The organism is Chitinispirillales bacterium ANBcel5 (assembly GCA_029688955.1).
Classification (GTDB): Bacteria; Fibrobacterota; Chitinivibrionia; order Chitinivibrionales; family Chitinispirillaceae; genus Cellulosispirillum; species Cellulosispirillum alkaliphilum.
This window is the reverse complement of record JARUKZ010000030.1, coordinates 18,732-36,007: the sequence shown is the minus strand read 5'-3', so window position 1 is coordinate 36,007 and position 17,276 is coordinate 18,732. Positions and strand designations below refer to the sequence as shown.

The 17,276-nt window shown below is 43.0% G+C and carries 13 protein-coding genes; 8 read left to right on the top strand and 5 right to left on the bottom strand.

What is annotated here, in order from left to right:
* Positions 1-28 precede the first annotated feature (28 nt).
* The 7 genes from QA601_14265 (at position 29) to hisG (ending at position 8,973) form a co-directional block, all read left to right on the top strand.
* Positions 29-2,494: a helix-turn-helix domain-containing protein gene (locus tag QA601_14265; GenBank protein ID MDG5816255.1), complete on the top strand. Its 2,466-nt coding sequence runs from the start codon at positions 29-31 to the stop codon at positions 2,492-2,494.
* 254 nt (positions 2,495-2,748) lie between these two features.
* Positions 2,749-3,429 (top strand): class I SAM-dependent methyltransferase, encoded by a 681-nt coding sequence (locus QA601_14260; protein MDG5816254.1) that lies wholly within the window; start codon positions 2,749-2,751, stop codon positions 3,427-3,429.
* Between the two features lie 42 nt (positions 3,430-3,471).
* Positions 3,472-5,535 carry an AAA family ATPase gene (locus tag QA601_14255; GenBank protein ID MDG5816253.1) on the top strand — a complete coding sequence of 688 codons (2,064 nt, stop codon included), beginning with the start codon at positions 3,472-3,474 and terminating at the stop codon, positions 5,533-5,535.
* A gap of 1 nt (position 5,536) precedes the next feature.
* Positions 5,537-5,875 (top strand): TraR/DksA C4-type zinc finger protein, encoded by a 339-nt coding sequence (locus QA601_14250; protein MDG5816252.1) that lies wholly within the window; start codon positions 5,537-5,539, stop codon positions 5,873-5,875.
* Between the two features lie 217 nt (positions 5,876-6,092).
* The gene (locus QA601_14245) at positions 6,093-6,881 is read left to right on the top strand and encodes an electron transfer flavoprotein subunit beta/FixA family protein (protein MDG5816251.1); all 789 of its coding nucleotides are present in this window, start codon (positions 6,093-6,095) and stop codon (positions 6,879-6,881) included.
* Between the two features lie 14 nt (positions 6,882-6,895).
* Positions 6,896-8,095: an electron transfer flavoprotein subunit alpha gene (locus QA601_14240; GenBank protein ID MDG5816250.1), complete on the top strand. Its 1,200-nt coding sequence runs from the start codon at positions 6,896-6,898 to the stop codon at positions 8,093-8,095.
* Positions 8,096-8,103: 8 nt separating this feature from the next.
* The gene (hisG, locus tag QA601_14235) at positions 8,104-8,973 is read left to right on the top strand and encodes an ATP phosphoribosyltransferase (GenBank protein ID MDG5816249.1); all 870 of its coding nucleotides are present in this window, start codon (positions 8,104-8,106) and stop codon (positions 8,971-8,973) included.
* Between the two features lie 60 nt (positions 8,974-9,033).
* Here the strand turns inward: hisG and QA601_14230 are convergent, their stop codons facing one another.
* Both QA601_14230 and QA601_14225 read right to left on the bottom strand, forming a co-directional pair.
* Complete coding sequence (locus QA601_14230) at positions 9,034-9,798, bottom strand: leucine-rich repeat domain-containing protein (GenBank protein MDG5816248.1); 765 nt, start codon at positions 9,796-9,798, stop codon at positions 9,034-9,036.
* A gap of 34 nt (positions 9,799-9,832) precedes the next feature.
* Entirely contained in the window at positions 9,833-10,933 is a 1,101-nt protein-coding gene (locus QA601_14225; GenBank protein MDG5816247.1) for a hypothetical protein, read from the bottom strand.
* Positions 10,934-11,173: 240 nt separating this feature from the next.
* Between QA601_14225 and QA601_14220 the strand changes: the two genes are divergently transcribed.
* On the top strand, positions 11,174-12,187 hold the full coding sequence (locus QA601_14220) for a hypothetical protein (GenBank protein MDG5816246.1): 1,014 nt from the start codon (positions 11,174-11,176) through the stop codon (positions 12,185-12,187).
* 5 nt (positions 12,188-12,192) lie between these two features.
* Here QA601_14220 and dnaE read toward each other — a convergent pair whose 3' ends face one another.
* The 3 genes from dnaE to QA601_14205 all read right to left on the bottom strand — a co-directional run bounded on the left by dnaE (position 12,193) and on the right by QA601_14205 (position 17,267).
* On the bottom strand, positions 12,193-15,117 hold the full coding sequence (gene dnaE / locus QA601_14215; protein MDG5816245.1) for a DNA polymerase III subunit alpha: 2,925 nt from the start codon (positions 15,115-15,117) through the stop codon (positions 12,193-12,195).
* A gap of 74 nt (positions 15,118-15,191) precedes the next feature.
* Positions 15,192-16,349, bottom strand: coding sequence for a hypothetical protein (locus QA601_14210; GenBank protein MDG5816244.1), 1,158 nt, complete (start codon positions 16,347-16,349; stop codon positions 15,192-15,194).
* A gap of 120 nt (positions 16,350-16,469) precedes the next feature.
* Positions 16,470-17,267, bottom strand: coding sequence for a DUF72 domain-containing protein (locus QA601_14205; GenBank protein MDG5816243.1), 798 nt, complete (start codon positions 17,265-17,267; stop codon positions 16,470-16,472).
* Positions 17,268-17,276 lie beyond the last annotated feature (9 nt).

The following is a 17,276-nucleotide window of genomic DNA, read 5'->3' as shown; positions in this document are numbered from 1 at the left end:
TGCCCAGGTTTCTATAAGGAGAAGATCTATGTCTGTAAATGACAATCCCCGGCAAAGCCTTGCTTTTGAGTTTCTTCAAAACACCGGAGAAAACCTATTTCTGACCGGCAGGGCCGGAACCGGAAAGACAACATTTCTACACTACTTAAAAAGAAACTCACCGAAACGAATGGTTGTCCTTGCCCCAACCGGGGTTGCTGCGTTAAATGCCGGCGGGGTAACGATTCACTCCTTTTTTCAGCTCCCCTTTGGCCCTCAGCTTCCGGGCAGCAAAACGACAGAAACGTCAAAGAAGTATCATCGTTTTAACCGTGAGAAACTTAACATTATAAAAAGTCTTGATCTGGTGGTGATTGATGAGATCAGTATGGTGCGAGCGGATCTTCTGGACGGTATCGATGAAGTGCTTAGAAGATTGCGCGACAGATCAAAACCGTTTGGGGGCGTGCAGCTTCTAATGATCGGTGATCTTCAGCAACTTGCTCCGGTTGTTAAGGATGATGAATGGGAGCTGCTTAAAGATCATTACCATACCCCGTTTTTCTTTGGAAGCAAAGCGCTTCAGGAATCAACGTATGTGACCATCGAGCTTCAAAAAGTGTACCGACAGAGTGATCAGACATTTATAAATCTCTTAAACAATGTCCGTCATGGCCAAAGCGATCCTCAAACCCTCGAACAGCTCAACAAAAGATACCTGCCTGATTTCAGTAATGATAAAGAGGGAGGAATAATTCTCACCACCCATAACTATCAGGCACAAAAAATAAACACCCAAAAGATGGAGAGTCTAAAAACCGCAGCCTACAGTTTTAAAGCCACAATAGAGGGAGATTTTCCGGAATTTTCCTACCCTACAGAGTTTGATCTCACGCTTAAAACGGGTGCCCAGGTGATGTTTGTAAAAAACGATTCATCACCTAACAAACGATATTTCAACGGCCGTATCGGTACTGTTCAGGATATACTCAAGGGTACTGTGTATGTCAGGTGCCCGGGTGATGTCACGGATATCGAGGTTACCCCCGAAATCTGGCACAATATGAAATACAGCCTCAATAACAAGGGTGACATCGATGAAACCATCAAGGGCACATTCACCCAGTATCCGCTGAAAGCCGCGTGGGCTATCACGATACACAAGAGTCAGGGTCTTACATTTAATAAAGTTATAATTGACGCGGGAGCGGCATTTGCCCATGGACAGGTATATGTAGCACTAAGTCGCTGTAAAACATTGGAGGGACTTGTGCTCACCACTCCCCTCTCTTCAAAGGTACTTATAAGCAGTAGCTCAGTGAGTAAATTCAACAGTAACGTTCTTAACAATCCGCCCGATACAGCTGAGCTTCAAAGAGCGAAAATTAAGTATCAGCGAACACTGTTGTTTGAACTGTTTGATTTCAGGGATTTAAAACGTAAATTAAACTACTGCCTTAAAATCATTAAGGATCACCAGCAGAGTATACAGGCAGTAACAATAGAACTCATTGAACAGATCGCGGCACAGGCAGAAAGTGAAATCATAACTGTAGCGAACAAATTTATGCCACAAATTTCAGCCTACCTTTCACAAGAAGCCGATACACAACTCAATTCGGCGCTACAGCAGAGAGTAAAAAAGGCTAGTTTATACTTTTCGGAAAAAATAGAACACTGTTTCGAACAGTTACCTGCCACCAATACGCTTGATATCGATAACAGAGAAGTTTTAAAATCGGTTTCCAATCTACTTACACAAATCCATAAAGAGGTTGAAAAGAAAGGGGCTTGTTTTAAAGCCTGCAGTGAAGGGTTTGTTGTAAGCACATTTCTTCAGGCCAGAGCTAAATCAGAGATTGAGAAACCGGGGAAAAAAAGTTCTTCAGGATCGATACGTAAAGACCAAATCAATTCTTCACACCCGGAGCTTTACCTGAGGTTAAAAGAGTGGCGTGACAAAAGAGCTGAATCAGCAGACCTGCCCCACTATATGATTTTACCCTACAAGACCATCTCAGAGATCAGTAGCCGTATGCCTTCATCATTAAACGAGCTAAAGAAAATAAAAGGCGTAGGGGCCGCGAAACTTAAAAACTTTGGAGAGGAACTACTTAAGGTAATCGATCTTTATGCGGACGAACACAATATCCCCTACGAAAAACGCGATGAACCATTTGTGGATGAAACTAAAAAGCCTTTAAAACGGGATACAAAACAGATCAGTTTCGACCTGTTTAAAACAGGTAAAACAATTGAGCAAATCGCCTCTCAGCGGGGTCTTACACATTCCACCATCGAAGGCCATCTTGCCCATTTCATTAGTACCGGGGAGCTTGGTGTGGAAAGTGTCATTGCCAGTGAAGACGTAGCGAAGATCTCGGAGTTTTTTCTCTCACAAAACAGCAGACAACTTAATCCCGCCAGGGAGCATTTTGGTCAAAAGTACTCCTATGGAGCGTTGCGCATGGTAGTAGCCCATCTTCAAAACACCAGAGAGGATGTTTTTTCCTAAAAACTGAAGCTGTTAACGTTTCGCTTTATTGGCTTGCCCGATTAGGAGCATAAAAGTATTTTGGATTGATGCAAACAACACTTTTATACCAAAAAATACGTACACGCCCCTCTAACCCGAGATCACAGAACCGGGTAAGTGGTCTTCTTCACCAGTGTCCGCCCTGAAAGACTCAGCACATTTTCGCTGTTCATAACCGTAGTAAGTTACTATTAATTCCCTAACAACTTTTTCTTTAAACAGACTTATTCACAATGTGTAGTAAACAAAACTCATCTCACAACCATAGAAACAAACGTAAAACTACCAGCCTCTGCCCACTATGCCGTGCTGAAGCAGTGCTCTTTTACAGCAGTAAGAAGCGTTCATTTTATCGCTGCACAGAGTGTCGTGGCATATTTTGTGGCAGAGAATTTCTGCCCGACAACGATGAGGAGTATAAACGGTATTGCTATCACAATAATGATGTCCTCGATCCTCACTACCAAAGCTTTGTATCACCGATAACCAATTCCATAGTGGCTGATTTCTCTTCTGATCATACGGGACTCGATTTTGGCGCAGGCCCCGGCCCCGTTATCACAAAGATTTTAAAAGATCAGGGGTATTGCGTTGAAGCCTATGACCCTTACTTTTCTAATTACCCCCGGATGCTCCAAACCAAATATGATTACATAGCATGCTGTGAAGTAATAGAACATTTTTACAATCCGGAAAAAGATTTTACTCTTCTGAAAAATCTTCTTAAGCCACAGTCAAAACTGTACTGTATGACTGAGTTATATACTGATGATGTTGATTTTAAAAACTGGCACTATATTACCGATACTACTCATGTGTTTTTTTACTGTAAAGAAACCATCGCGCTGATAAAAGAGAAATTTGAGTTTAGTGATGTGCGGATACAGGAGCGGCTCATAGTTTTTTCAATCTAAAATGTTATGCGAAAAATCTTTAGAATGATAAAGGAATGAAAAATGAACAGACTTGAGACTGAAGAGAGAATTCATCTTGAAAAGGTTCAGGACATCTTAAATAAGAACCTCGAAAAAATAGATGGCAATCTTTCTGCTCATGTGCAGGATATTCATGACAACAAGGAATATTTGTGGGAGAGCAGAGACGAGATGGATGGGGCAGAGAAGGCATCTGTGCGGCAATCTATCGCGGTCTCGGTTCTTACTGGTGAATCGATGGCAGAGAAGCGCGAAAGAATCGCCAAACTCATTGAGACCCCCTACTTTGGTAGAATCGACTTTTTAGAGGATGGTAAGCGCGACACGGAAAATATCTATATTGGCGTTCATTCTTTTTACGATGAAGCAAATCATGTAACTCTTATTCATGACTGGCGTGCTCCGGTTTCAAGCATGTTCTATGATTTTGAACTTGGCAGAGCATTTTACGAAGCTCCGCAAGCCACCATTTCGGGTACAATTGACCTGAAGAGGCAATACAGAATAAGAGAATCCAAACTGGAGTTTATGCTTGAGAGCTCTTTAAACATTCACGACGATGTCCTGCAAAAAGAACTGAGCAGCACATCTGATGAAAAGATGAAAAATATCGTAGCGACGATACAAAGAGATCAAAACCAGATCATCAGAAATGACACATCACGAGTTTTAATCATTCAGGGAGTTGCCGGTTCGGGAAAAACCTCCATCGCGCTCCATAGAATTGCTTTTCTGCTTTATAAGCACAAAGAGACAATTACATCCAGAAACATTTTAATTGTTTCACCCAACAAAGTTTTTGCTGATTATATCTCAAATGTACTACCGGAGCTTGGTGAAGAGAAAATCCTTGAAGTTGATTGCGAAAAGATCGCTTCCGATCAGCTTGGAAGTAAGATAAAGTTTCAAACCTTTTTTGAACAGGTTACAGAACTAATCGACAGTACCGATTCTAAGTTTATCCAAAGAATTCAGTACAAGTCCAGTTTCGACTTTTTAAGTAAGCTCAGGAGTTTTTTCAGTTACATGGAGAGCGACCTATTCTCTCCTCAGGATGTACAGATCGGCGCGATTACTATTCCCGCAGAGATGATTCGTGAGAAATTTAAATCCCTTCAGGCGACACCGATCTCCAAACGTTTTACACCAATGGCCAGAGAGATCGCGAAGAGAATCTCTTTTACTCACAAAACAAACCTGAAAGCAGCAGACGTAAATAAACTCAGAACATCCATAAAAAAAATGTTCAAAACTCATACCCTCATAAGTCTGTATAAGGAGTTTTATACCTGGCTTGGCAGCCCCGAAATGTTCAAAACAAGAAAGGGAAGAGTTTTGGAGTACAGCGATGTGTTCCCCCTAACGTTATTGAAAATAAAGTTTGAGGGAACAACCAGTTTCGACTATGTAAAACACCTTGTCGTTGATGAAATGCAGGACTATACACCCGTTCAGTACGCTGTACTGGAAGAGTTGTTCAGGTGCAGAAAAACCATACTCGGAGACGCGAACCAGTCGGTAAATCCATACAGCTCAACTACCTGCAATGATATAGCGAAAGTTTTTTCTAAAGCCGACATCATGAAACTGTGTAAAAGTTACCGTTCCAGCTTTGAGATTGCCACTTTTGCTCAAAAGATATCCCAAAATGAGGAACTTGAAATTATCGAACGCCATGGAGAAGAACCAACGGTAACCAAGGTAAAAGATGATGCTGAACAGATTGCTGAAATTAAGAAACTGATAAAAGATTTCTCCGCCTCAAACTTGAAATCTTTGGGATTGATTTGTAAAAGTCAGCATCAGGCAGGTAAAATTTACGATTCAATAAAAGATGAGCCGGAAACGATAACTATCCTGGACGCGGAGAGCAGTACATTCTCTAATGGTGTTATAATTACCACCGCACACATGGCCAAAGGTCTTGAGTTTGATCAGGTAATAATTCCTTTTTCATGCTCAAAAAATTATCATAACGAAATGGATAAAAGTATGCTCTATATTTCCTGTACAAGAGCGATGCATAAATTAAACCTCATTCACACCGGAAACAAATCACCATTTTTAGAAATGGAACATAACTAACATGATTGATACCGAAAAATTTAAAAAGCTGTTACTGGAAAAGGAGCGGGAACTCCTCTCATATCAAAAAATGAGTGCCGAATCGGAGAAACCTGTTTCTCTCGATGATCCGATAGGGCGTATCACAAGAATCGATGCTCTTCAGCGCCAGCACCAGGCTCTGCACGCTAAGGAACGTACTGAAAGAACACTTACCGCGATTCGAGAAGCTCTTTTACGCATTGAAGCGCAAACCTATGGAATTTGCGTAAAGTGTGAAAAAGAGATAAACCCCGAAAGACTTGAGTTCTTACCAGAGACCACGGTGTGTACCCAATGTATGCGTGCTATGAGCAGATAAACAGGTTGATTATTGGTGATTGCAGAACCCCCGGTATCCAGAAGGCATTTATGGTCATCCAGTGCTAATTTAAATAATTTAAATACACATACGTAATAGGTGATTGTATTTCCAATTGCACCGCAAAGGTTCAATTACTATTTTAGATTACTTTTCTGAGCGGAAAAAAATCTTTTTCTCGCAGATTAAAGACAGTCTTTCCTCAAGGGGGATCTTAGTGAACATTGTTGTTTTGATTAAACAGGTACCGGGTACAACTCAGGTAAAGATAAATCCTGATACTGGTACACTTATCCGGGATGGTGTAGAAGCGGTCGTTAATCCCTTTGATGAGTATGCTATCGAAGAGGCGGTCCGTATAAAGGAGAAAGTAGGTGGAGTGGTAAAAGTAGTAACTATGGGCCCACCTCAAGCCGAAAGTGCTCTTCGCACAGCGATCTCTATGGGCGCAGATGAAGGTATTCTTATCTCTGACAGGGCTTTTGCAGGCTCAGACACATGGGCTACCTCCTACACCCTTGCCAAAGGAATTCAAACCATTGGTGATGTAGACCTTATCATCTCCGGAAAGCAGGCAATCGATGGTGATACCGCCCAGGTCGGTCCCGGTGTTGCCGAGATGCTTGGAATTCCCTTTGTGGCCTGGGTAAGAAAAATCGAAGAAATAACTTCATCCTCTATTCGTCTGGAACGTCTTATGGAAGGCGGGTACGATGTGGTGGAGATGCCTCTTCCCGGTCTTATCACTGTGGTAAAAGAGATAAACACTCCAAGAATGGCCTCGTTGAAGGGAAAAATGAAAGCCAAAAAAGCAACCATAAAGACCCTCGATGCAGCAAGTATGGATCTTGATGAAAACCGCATCGGCCTTAAAGGTAGCCCTACACAGGTTTTGCGCTCCTTTGTGCCCGAGAGAAAATCTGGTGGTGAAAAAATTGAAGGGGAAGTTCCTGATTTAGTAGATAAATTACAGTCCACAATCCTGGATCTTGGCATCGTTAAATAGAGGGGGAGCTTAAAATGAGTATTAAAGTCGAACTTGAAAAGTGCATTGGATGTAGCCTGTGTGTGAAAGCATGTGCACAGAATGCCATCCAGATAGTGGACAAAAAGGCTGTTATTGATCTGGAAAAATGCAACCTTTGTTCCGCGTGTGTTGAGGCATGTAAAAAATTCGGTGCCATAACCATTACCAAAACTTCAGGCGCAAAGATCGATGTTAATGATTACAGCAATGTCGCGGTATTTATCGAACAGCATGAAGGAACTGTAGCCGGTGTATCCTATGAGATGCTTGGTGAAGGGCGCAAGCTCGCGGATCAGCTTGGGGAAAAGCTGGTGGCGATACTTCTGGGCAATGATATGCACCAGCAGGCCGATAAACTCATAAAGTACGGCGCGGATAAAGTGGTGTATATGAATGGTGCGAATCTTAAAGATTTCAGAGATGACACCTATGCTCAGCTTGTGTGCAGAGTCATCGAAGAGGAGAAGCCATCGATAGTGCTCGCGGGTGCAACAGCGATTGGTCGCTCCTTTATTCCAAAAGTAGCAGCAAAAGTCTGGGGTGGACTTACCGCCGACTGTACAAAACTTGAAGTGGATACAGAGAAAAAGCTTCTTCTTGGTACCAGACCTGCTTTCGGTGGTAACCTCATGGCAACCATTATCTGCCCTGACCATCGCCCGCAGATTGCTACTGTTCGCCATAAGGTGATGAAGGCTGCAGAGTATAATGAAACCAGATCCGGTGAAGTAATCGTTCATAACATCGAGTCATCTGATGTTACTGAAAGAACGAAAGTTATCGATATAGTTAAAGAGATCGAATCGACGGTAAATATCACCGAAGCCGATATTATTGTATCCGGTGGACGAGGACTTAATAAACCAGAAAACTTTGAAGTTATCAGAGAGTTGGCAGAAGTTCTTGGAGGTGCTGTGGGAGCAAGCCGTGCTGCGGTTGATAACGGGTGGATCCCCTACTCTCATCAGGTTGGTCAAACCGGAAAAACTGTCTGTCCTAAACTCTACATCGCTTGCGGTATCTCCGGCTCTGTGCAACACATGGCGGGAATGCAATCAGCCGACTACATTATAGCAATTAACAAAGATCCGGATGCTGATATCTTCCAAATCGCCAATCTGGGTATTGTTGGTGATGTACTGGAGATAGTACCTGAGCTAACCAAAGCTTTTAAGGAAAAGGTCGCAACGTAAGGAGACTCATGAAACTGTCGTTAGGAATTCCAAAAGGAAGTCTGGAAAAGTCTACTGTTAGTCTTTTTAATAAAGCAGGTATACACATTCGGTGTAAAGAGCGTTCTTACTACCCAAGCTGTGATGATCCTGAACTGGATTTAATTGTAATGCGTCCTCAGGAGATACCCCGTTATGTAGAACAGGGTATCCTTGATGCCGGTATTACCGGCCAGGACTGGGTCTCAGAGAATGATGCTGATGTGGTTGAGGTAACAGAACTACGCTACAGTAAATCTTCCCGGGAAAAATGCAAATGGGTTCTTGCTGTGCCTGAGGAATCACCGTTCCAAAGCGCTGAGGACCTTAAGGGAAAACGTATCGCCACAGAGCTGGTTGGTACTACCAAACGATTCTTTGCTAAAAAAAATGTTCCCGTTGATGTTGAGTTCTCATGGGGTGCAACAGAGGTTAAACCACCGCGTCTGGTTGATGCTATTGTCGATATAACCGAAACCGGTTCATCACTCAGGGCTAACAGACTGCGTATCATCGATGTACTGATGGAAACCTGCACTGTTGTCATTGCTAATAAAAAAGCATGGGATCAGGAGGATAAGCGAAGTAAACTGGAAAACCTTAAAATGCTGCTTCTGGGTACTCTTGATGCGGAAAACTATGTAGGGCTTAAGTGTAATGTTGAAGAGAAAAATGTAGAAACAATTCTCAAGATTTTACCTGCGCTGCATAACCCTACTGTTTCACATCTCTCAGATAAGGGTTGGATGGCAGTAGAAACGATTCTGCCGTTTCAGGAAACCAAACATGTCATTCCCCTGCTCAAACGTGCCGGGGCATCAGGAATTGTAGAGTATCCGGTCAGTAAAATCATTGCCTGATTTGTTGGGTTTAGTTATACGAAGTAAAAAGGCTCAGAGTTTCTCTGAGCCTTTCTTTTTTTACCAGCATCTCTGATATTCTCTATACCTTCGGTTCATCGATTCCGCCCATTCATCCAGCTCAGAAGACAGATCACAAAGCCTGTTCATCTGAAAGTCACAATAATCCAGCTCCAATTCCATTATAGACTCAGGAAGAGAGTTAAGGCGATTCTGGTTTAAGAACAGTTGTCGTAAGTTTGAGAGTTTATTAATTTTATCCGGTAATGTCGTAAGCCTGTTTCCCCACAGGTGGAGATAGGAGAGACTCTCAAGCGTAAGGACCTCTTCCGGAAACTGAGAAAAACTGTTGTACCGGAGGTCAAGTTTCTGCAATCTTCTGAGATTTTTGACGCTCGCGGGAATAGTTCTCAGGCGATTGCTTGCCATATCAAGCTCCCGCAAATCCCTAAGATTACTTATCTCATCGGGAATAGTACCTATTGAGTTATTTTTCAGAATTAGTACTTTTAGAGCTGTTAATTTAGTAATATCTTCGGGGAAAGATTCAAAACCCGCTCTGCTTACCTGAGGGTTGGAAAGGTCAAGAAGCACTAATCTGCCGGATTCAAATACCGTTATGTCATCAACACCGATATTATCCGGTAATCCTAACTCTTGCATCAACCGCTCTACTACAGCCCGCTCATCATCTACCATCGGTGCTGTTGGTATTTGCTCTTCCTCTTCTACAGCACTGCTGTCATATACAGCGAGACTATCGGTTATTTCTTCACCAACAACAACACCTGAAACAAAAAACAATAACACAAATAGTTTTAACACAATTACCCCCCTGCTCAATTTTGTTTATGCTCCATCAATTTGGTGTGGAAATTTTATCCACCACATTTTCCCTAACCGGAATATTGACTCCATCGATATCAATTATCAATAAATCATCTTCAATTGAATGAAATTTTCCCTTTAGAATAGAACCATTGGTAAGCCTGATCATAATATCTGTTTTTCCGGAGAGATTTACCAAATCACCGAAATCTGATGTAGAGTCCGGTTTTGGGGTTTGATCAGCAACAGAAGCACTCGGTTTATCAGGCAACATAACCAGCTGACCGGTAAAGATCTGCTCTCGTCTCAGTAAAAAGCGCCGTGCGTCATCAGTCTGAAGCACTATAGCGGTATCAGAAACGGAGTTCACTACCCCCTCAACATTCTGTTTTGAAACCAAAGTAAGATTGTACTGTGCCCCCTCGATGTAATCTCTTTTCTCATACTCCCGAAGTTGAGGATCTGCGGATGCATGCTGAAACTGTTCACGATTTTCACGCCACCACCGTACCCAGTTTTCAGGTTCTCTAACATCTGTTACACCAGTAACACTTGCTAATGCGTATTCTCCGATGTGTAATCTAAAAACAATGTGAATATCTACAACGGCACTTCTTACTTCTCCACCAGTCTCTCGTCTTTCTTTAAAATCAACATTGTGAGTCACCTCAAGAAAATCTTCACATCTACTTACTGCACTATGATCAAGAAACGGTGGGTTGAAGATAAAATTATTTCTCTCATTCATTAAATAGGAGCTTACCCAATCATCAAATGATTCTCTTCCATCAAATGTAGCAGAAACTGTTGTTACATGTATCCCCACAGGCATTCTATCGATTAATACCGGTAGTGCGGGTGATGAAACCGAGCCTTTCTGCGCTAACTCCAAAAGTGCTCTGAAACTCTTCTCTGCCTGCTCTATATCCTGAAAACTGATATGCCCGGCACTTCCGGTTCTTGAATAATAATGAACGGCTTCAGGGGTGTAAAAAAGAGTTGGCCCTGTTTTTATATCCTCACTTAATTGGTTAAGTACATCTCTTCCGTAAGAAAAAGATGTAACTATCAAAATAGTGGTAATACTTAAAAGGCTGATTCGACTGAAGCTAAATACATCTCTTGAAACCATTAACTCCCCCGCTCTATAACACTGAAAACAATACCTCATCCAACAAATCTGTTTTTTAAAATATACTCAAATAGATAATATCGCAAACTTTAAAGTACGTTTAATGTATAAATGACTACCTTTAAAGAAATTATGTACTAAGGGATGAACATTTCCGCCCATCAAAGCACAGCTGTATTGGTTTTTTTGAGTAAAAACTGTATTTATATTATGTAGTGTTAAAAAAAAGGAGTTTTAGACGTGTTACTATATCTGTTTTTATTCGTGGGTGTGTTTCTTGTTCAAAACGTATCAGGACAGCAGCAAATAGACTTTCAAGCCTCGTTTGATGGTATTTTGGATAATCGTGAATATAATAACTCTGTGACTACCGATCAGACGATCTTTGGCGGACGACTCAGAACGACGCTGGGCTTTACCCGAAACCAGAGTTATCAGTTGAGAGTAGGGGCATCCTATTTTCAGGAACTTGGCGCTTCCCCGGATCTCAATGACCCCAACCTCTTACTCTACTATAAATTCAGTGGCCCACACGCACTCTTTTATATGGGTAGTTTCCCACGAGATGAAACCCTCAGCTATCCACTTGCGCTCTTTTCAGACAGCACCGGCTATTTTCGCCCAAATCTTCAGGGCGCTTACTTTCGGGTCTTTAATGATTATTTCACCCAAGATGTGTGGGTAGATTGGGTCAGCCGAAGAACCGATGATGATCCTGAGCATTTTCTTTTCGGCTTCTCGGGATCCGCCCGGTATAACCAGCTCTTTTTTGACCATCACTTTAAGATGTTTCATATGGTCGGCCCGGCTGTTCGGGAACGGGGCACCGGGGTGATCGATAATGGTGGAGCGATGGCGAGTATTGGCTACAAACAAAACGGGATGCGCTATATTGATACGCTTATGTTCTCAACCGGATACCTGGTTACACTCGATCGCCTCAGAAGAGACGGCTCGTCATGGAATACTCCTGGTGGGATAATCGCGCAGGGTAAGATAAGCGCGTTTAATCTGGGACTGAAAGCCACCGCCTATAAAGGTGAAGGAAACAATCAGCTTTTCAGTGACCCATTCTACGAAGCACCCTCCTATGGCAGAATAGACTTAAGCTATGGAAGAACAGTTGCCGATGGAACAGTGGATTTCAGATATACCCAGGGTGTACACTTAATCGAAAATGGCGTGGATCTATCAAATATGTTTCTGCTTACAATGAGGTTTAATCACACGCTTTTTGATAGTCGTGAAAAATGAGCGTTTCAGGGACGCTCTATACGTTCAACATCAACCACCTTTACCCCAAATTCCTCTGTTACTTTTCCACTCACCACCAGTGCTGTCTGAAATGAAAGCAGATAGGCACACCTTTTATACACCTGGGGGAAAAGTACCGATTCACATATTCCGGTCTCATCTTCAAAACTTACAAACACCATACTATCCCCCACCTTTGTGGAAACGGTTTTTGATGTAATACACCAGCCAAGAAAGCGTACCCTTGTGCCGCGAAGTCTCTCGATCTGCCTGATTTTAATAAATTTTTCTCTCCCGGATGTTTTAACATAGCTAACAGGGTGATCAGGAGTTAAAAATCCCAATACTTTGTACTGATAAGCCAGAAACTGTCTGTGCGAAAGTGGTTTGAGCCGTGGCGCGGTGGTCCTGGCTTTTGCACCTTTGTAACAGGTACGCATCAACCAAAACTGCTGGGCCCGGTTCATCGGCTTACATATAGTATCAAATGCTCCTGCCAGGGTAAGACGCTCCATATCGGATTCATCCAGTTTTGTACGCCGGTAAAAATCCTCAAAGCTATGGTAATTTCCTCCTGCGTTACGTTCCTGAACGATTGTTCTCTGAGCCGCAAATGTCAAACTCTTGATTTGGCAGAACCCTACAATGATACTGTTATTACGGGATTGAAAGTTTACTGAACTTAAATTTATATCTGGCGGGATAATTTTAACTCCCAGCCGCATTGCTTCGCTGATATACGCCTGGGTTGAATAATACCCCCCGTAGTTTGATAAAACAGCAGCCATAAACGCAGCAGGAAAGTGTGCTTTAAGGTATGCTGATTGAAACGAAACCTGAACATAACTTGCAGAGTGAGGCTTACAGAAAGAGTAGCCGCAAAAAGAAAGCATCATATTCCATACAGCGTTTATAACCGATACGTTTACTCCCTTAGCCTCTGCTCCACTGAAAAACTTTACCCTGTAATCTTCAAAGCGCTTGTTGTGTATCTTTTTAGACATAATCTTGCGCAACGTGTCGGCATCCTGTGAATCAAATCCGGCTAAGGCCATCGCCACTCGTGCCACATCCTCCTGGTAGACCATAATACCAAACGTCTCATCAAGAACCCCGTTAAGAAGAGGGTGAAGCATTTTGTAGGGAGCACCGTGAAGTCTTTTAAGATACTGTTGAATATAGCTGTTTGCAGCCGGACGGATAATTGAGGAATGAATGACCAGATACTCAAAATCACCCTTTGCGCTCTTTTTCTGAAGCAGGCGCATCGCCGGAGATTCAACATAAAATACCCCTATGCTCTCTCCGCGGGCAAAAAGCGCTATGGTCGCGGGGTCACTCTGAGGATCCCATCGCGACTCATCAAACTCCCTGTTTTCCTTTTTTACATTTATAATTGCGTCGCGTATCACGGCAAGTGAGCGGTTACCGAGCAGATCTATCTTTACCAGCCCCATGGCCTCTGCCCCATCCTTTTCCCACTGAATAATAGGAACTCCGCTTGCAGAATACTGAACCGGGGCATGCCTGTTTACAGGGCCGGGTGTTATAACCACCCCACCACAATGTGTACCGATTCCCCTTGGCATCCCTACAATTTTCTGTGCTTCACAAAGAATTTCGGGCCAGGGAGAATCGAGCCTTACATCACTTGTTTCAGGCCACAATTGGAGCGCGGTTTCAAGCCCCCCATCACCTTCCGGAATCTCTGTAAACCATGGAATCTTTTTGGTAACCTCACTTATTTCCTGCTCTGTGCACCCAAACACCCGGGCTACTTCACGAATTGCCATTCGCATGCCACAGGTCTGGTGTGTTGCTACCATTGCAGTATGTTCAGTTCCGTACTTATCAAAAACATACTGAATAACCGCATCACGTTCATCCCACGCAAAATCTATATCGATATCAGGGGGATCGGTTCTTCCGGGATTTAAAAAACGTTCAAACATAAGGTTATAACGAATGGGATCAACATTGGTTATTCCAAGACAATATGCTACTATACTAGCTGCCCCCGACCCTCTTCCACAGGTACGGGGTGACTGTTTAACGATATCGTCTACAATCAGAAAATAACCGCAAAAGTTTTTACTCTCTATAAGTGAGAGTTCGTACAGCAGCCTTTTTTCAACTTTTTCACTAATTTCACCATACCTGCGCTTAGCCCCCTCAAATGCCTTTGAACGCAGCAGCTGTGACGCAGAACTACCGGATTTAAACTCGGGCATGATACAGTGACCGAATTCTTTTCTGGAAATGATTTTTTCGGCAAAGTCTTCGGTTAAAGCAAGCTCTTTTTCAAACACCTCAAAGCGATCCTTTATCTCATCCCATGGCTTTATAAGAGCATCTGCAGAGTATAACTCCTTTTCATTTACTCTCGAAAGAGTAGTGTTATTCCTGATTGCGTTGAGCATCCGGTGTACCTGATACTGATCACTGCTTGTAAATATTGTTTGTGGTATTACAAGCGCTTCAATGCCACTCTTTTTCACCCATGACGGAACAATTCGTGGTTTTACCATGTGATAGTAAACAGGAAGTATAGTACGCAAGGACATCAAAACACGCTGATTTTGAGAAACAGCATAAAGCCCTGAGGGATCAGCCTTCATAGATGTTACGAGGTTAAAGGTTTTGCTGCAGTGAATTTCACTTATAACGCGACAAAGATTCTGATATCCTTTTTCACCATCAGCGTAAAGCAAGAGAGAACCCTGATCAGCAGTGATTTTTGCTGCAATAATTGCCCGCATTCCCTGTTCTTTGCAGGAATCGATAAACGCAGGAAGCGCATAGAGGTTATCGGTATCGGTAATCGCCACAGCATCATACCCCAGCTCTTTTGCTTTGCTGCAGATAGCCCTGGGAGAAAGCACGCCGGTCATTAGCGAATAATAACTTAAAACACTTAATAAGGCCGGCATTGGTTACACCTTAAAGCACAAATTATGGAACCGCGAATAGTAACAATGAAAAGAAAAAAGCTGCCCGGGGATGATCATGCCACCTCCCTGCCCCAGAAGCGTATTGATTTATCACCAAAATTTTTCTTTATGGAATCGAGAGCATTGGTAAGCCCTTCCTGTTTTGAATCATCCAAAAACAGATCTATCTGACCATAGGGAAACGTTAGCTCACTGAATTCAAGATCAAGCTCAGACAAACGCACTCTTCTGGTAAAAATTGCGGAGAGAATATCTTTAACCATATCAAATAAAATGAGATCATTTCTCAAAGGAGTCGAAAGACGTATTCGTTTTGAAGCAGTCGCCCCATCTGCATAGGTTATTGTAAGACGCGCTTTACCTGCAGCAAGACCCATGGTACGAATTTTCCTCCCCGCCCTCGAAACCATTGTAAACAACACACACCTAATCAACTGTTCATCATTTGTTTGCTCCTGTAATGTTTCCAACTCTCTTACCACCGGAGGCGGCTGCTCTATCTCCCTTACCGGAGTATTGTCGATCCCCCTGGCCTGAGCACAGATATCAAATGCAGCAGGTCCAAGTGCTGCGGCTAAAGAAGCTGGGGCGATCTCAAGCATATCATGTATCATACGTATGTTAAACTGAAGCAACTGCTCCAAAACGGCTCTTTCCACTCCAGGGAGCATGGTAACCGGCAAAGGTGCCATAAACTCCTCTTCACAGCCGTTTAACACCGAACACAGTCCCGTAGGCTTAATTACCCTTGTCGCCACTTTACTCACCAGCCGGTTTGAAGCAATACCAATAGCAGATTCGAACCGTAACTGATTTTGTATGGTTTTACGTAATCTATCCCCGATATCCACCGAAGGACCAAGCAAACGGCGCGTTCCGGTAAGATCAACAAACAGGTGTCCGGGACCCGCGATTTCTGCCCGGGGAGAGAGTTGCGATACCTGCTTAAGCATGTACCTCTGGGCCTTTTCGTATGCGGAAGGAAGGGGGTTTGTAATCACAAGATCTCTGCATATGCGTCTTGCAGCCTCTACCGCCATTCCACGTCTGACTCCAGCCATATACCCTTCAGACGATACATCCAATACAACTCTGCGGGAAGCTCCGGCACTAATAACCGCAACAGGGTAACTTCTGTACCCGGGTTCAAGTGCACGCGCAACCGATATGTAAAAGTTTACCACATTAACATGAAGTACCGATCTATCCATTTACTACCTCAACTATTACCTTAGCTTCTTTCCAGCACAAAAATAAGCAGCCCTCTTTTTAGCGATTTTCATCTCCCCAAACAACTATTACTATACTACGTGTGAAATCCAGACAAATGGTCATCCCGGCAAAGAATCATTTTTTATAAGCTCTTTTAAGCGATTCGCGTTCACTACAGCCTGGCCTTTTGAATGATTATTAAACACCACAAGCACAATCCCTGCCCTCTGTACCATCTTTTTTATATCACCAAGACGTTCCAGTAACTCGTTATCTGTATAGAGGTAATCGTAACGGGTCACATTATCTCCACTCCACCAGTTTTTTGCATTTCGACCATGAAAGCGAAGATATCCGGTACCAGATGTTACTTCTCCACTGCTCTGAGGAAGGTTTTTTAGTGGTGGAACATCAACATTCACCAAAGTTATGGCTCTGTCCTTAAATTCTTTAAACACAGCCGGCCGCATCCATTCGTTATTGCGAAACTCAATGGCAATCGGATAACCTTTAAATCCGCTGCAAACAGTATCAAGATACAGCCTGTTTTCTGAATTGTAATGATAACTATAGGGAAACTGAAACAGCACTGATGCTAACTTACCATGCTCAAGAAGTGGTTCTATCCCCCGAACAAAAGTATCTGCCTCCTGTAAGAAATTTGATCGGTCGACCGAATGAGTCAGAGAGCAGTGTGCTTTTACGGTGAAAAGAAAACCGGCAGGGGTACTATCTGCCATGCGGCTTACCGTAGCAGCATCAGGTTGGCGATAATAGGTAAAATTAAGCTCCGTCATTTCGAAATGCCGGGCATAAACAGAGAGAAAGTCACGCTGTTTGGTGCCGGGCGGATACAAAGGACCAACCCAGTCTTTATAGGAGTAACCACTTGTGCCCACCACAATTTTCTTTTCCATATATAAAAC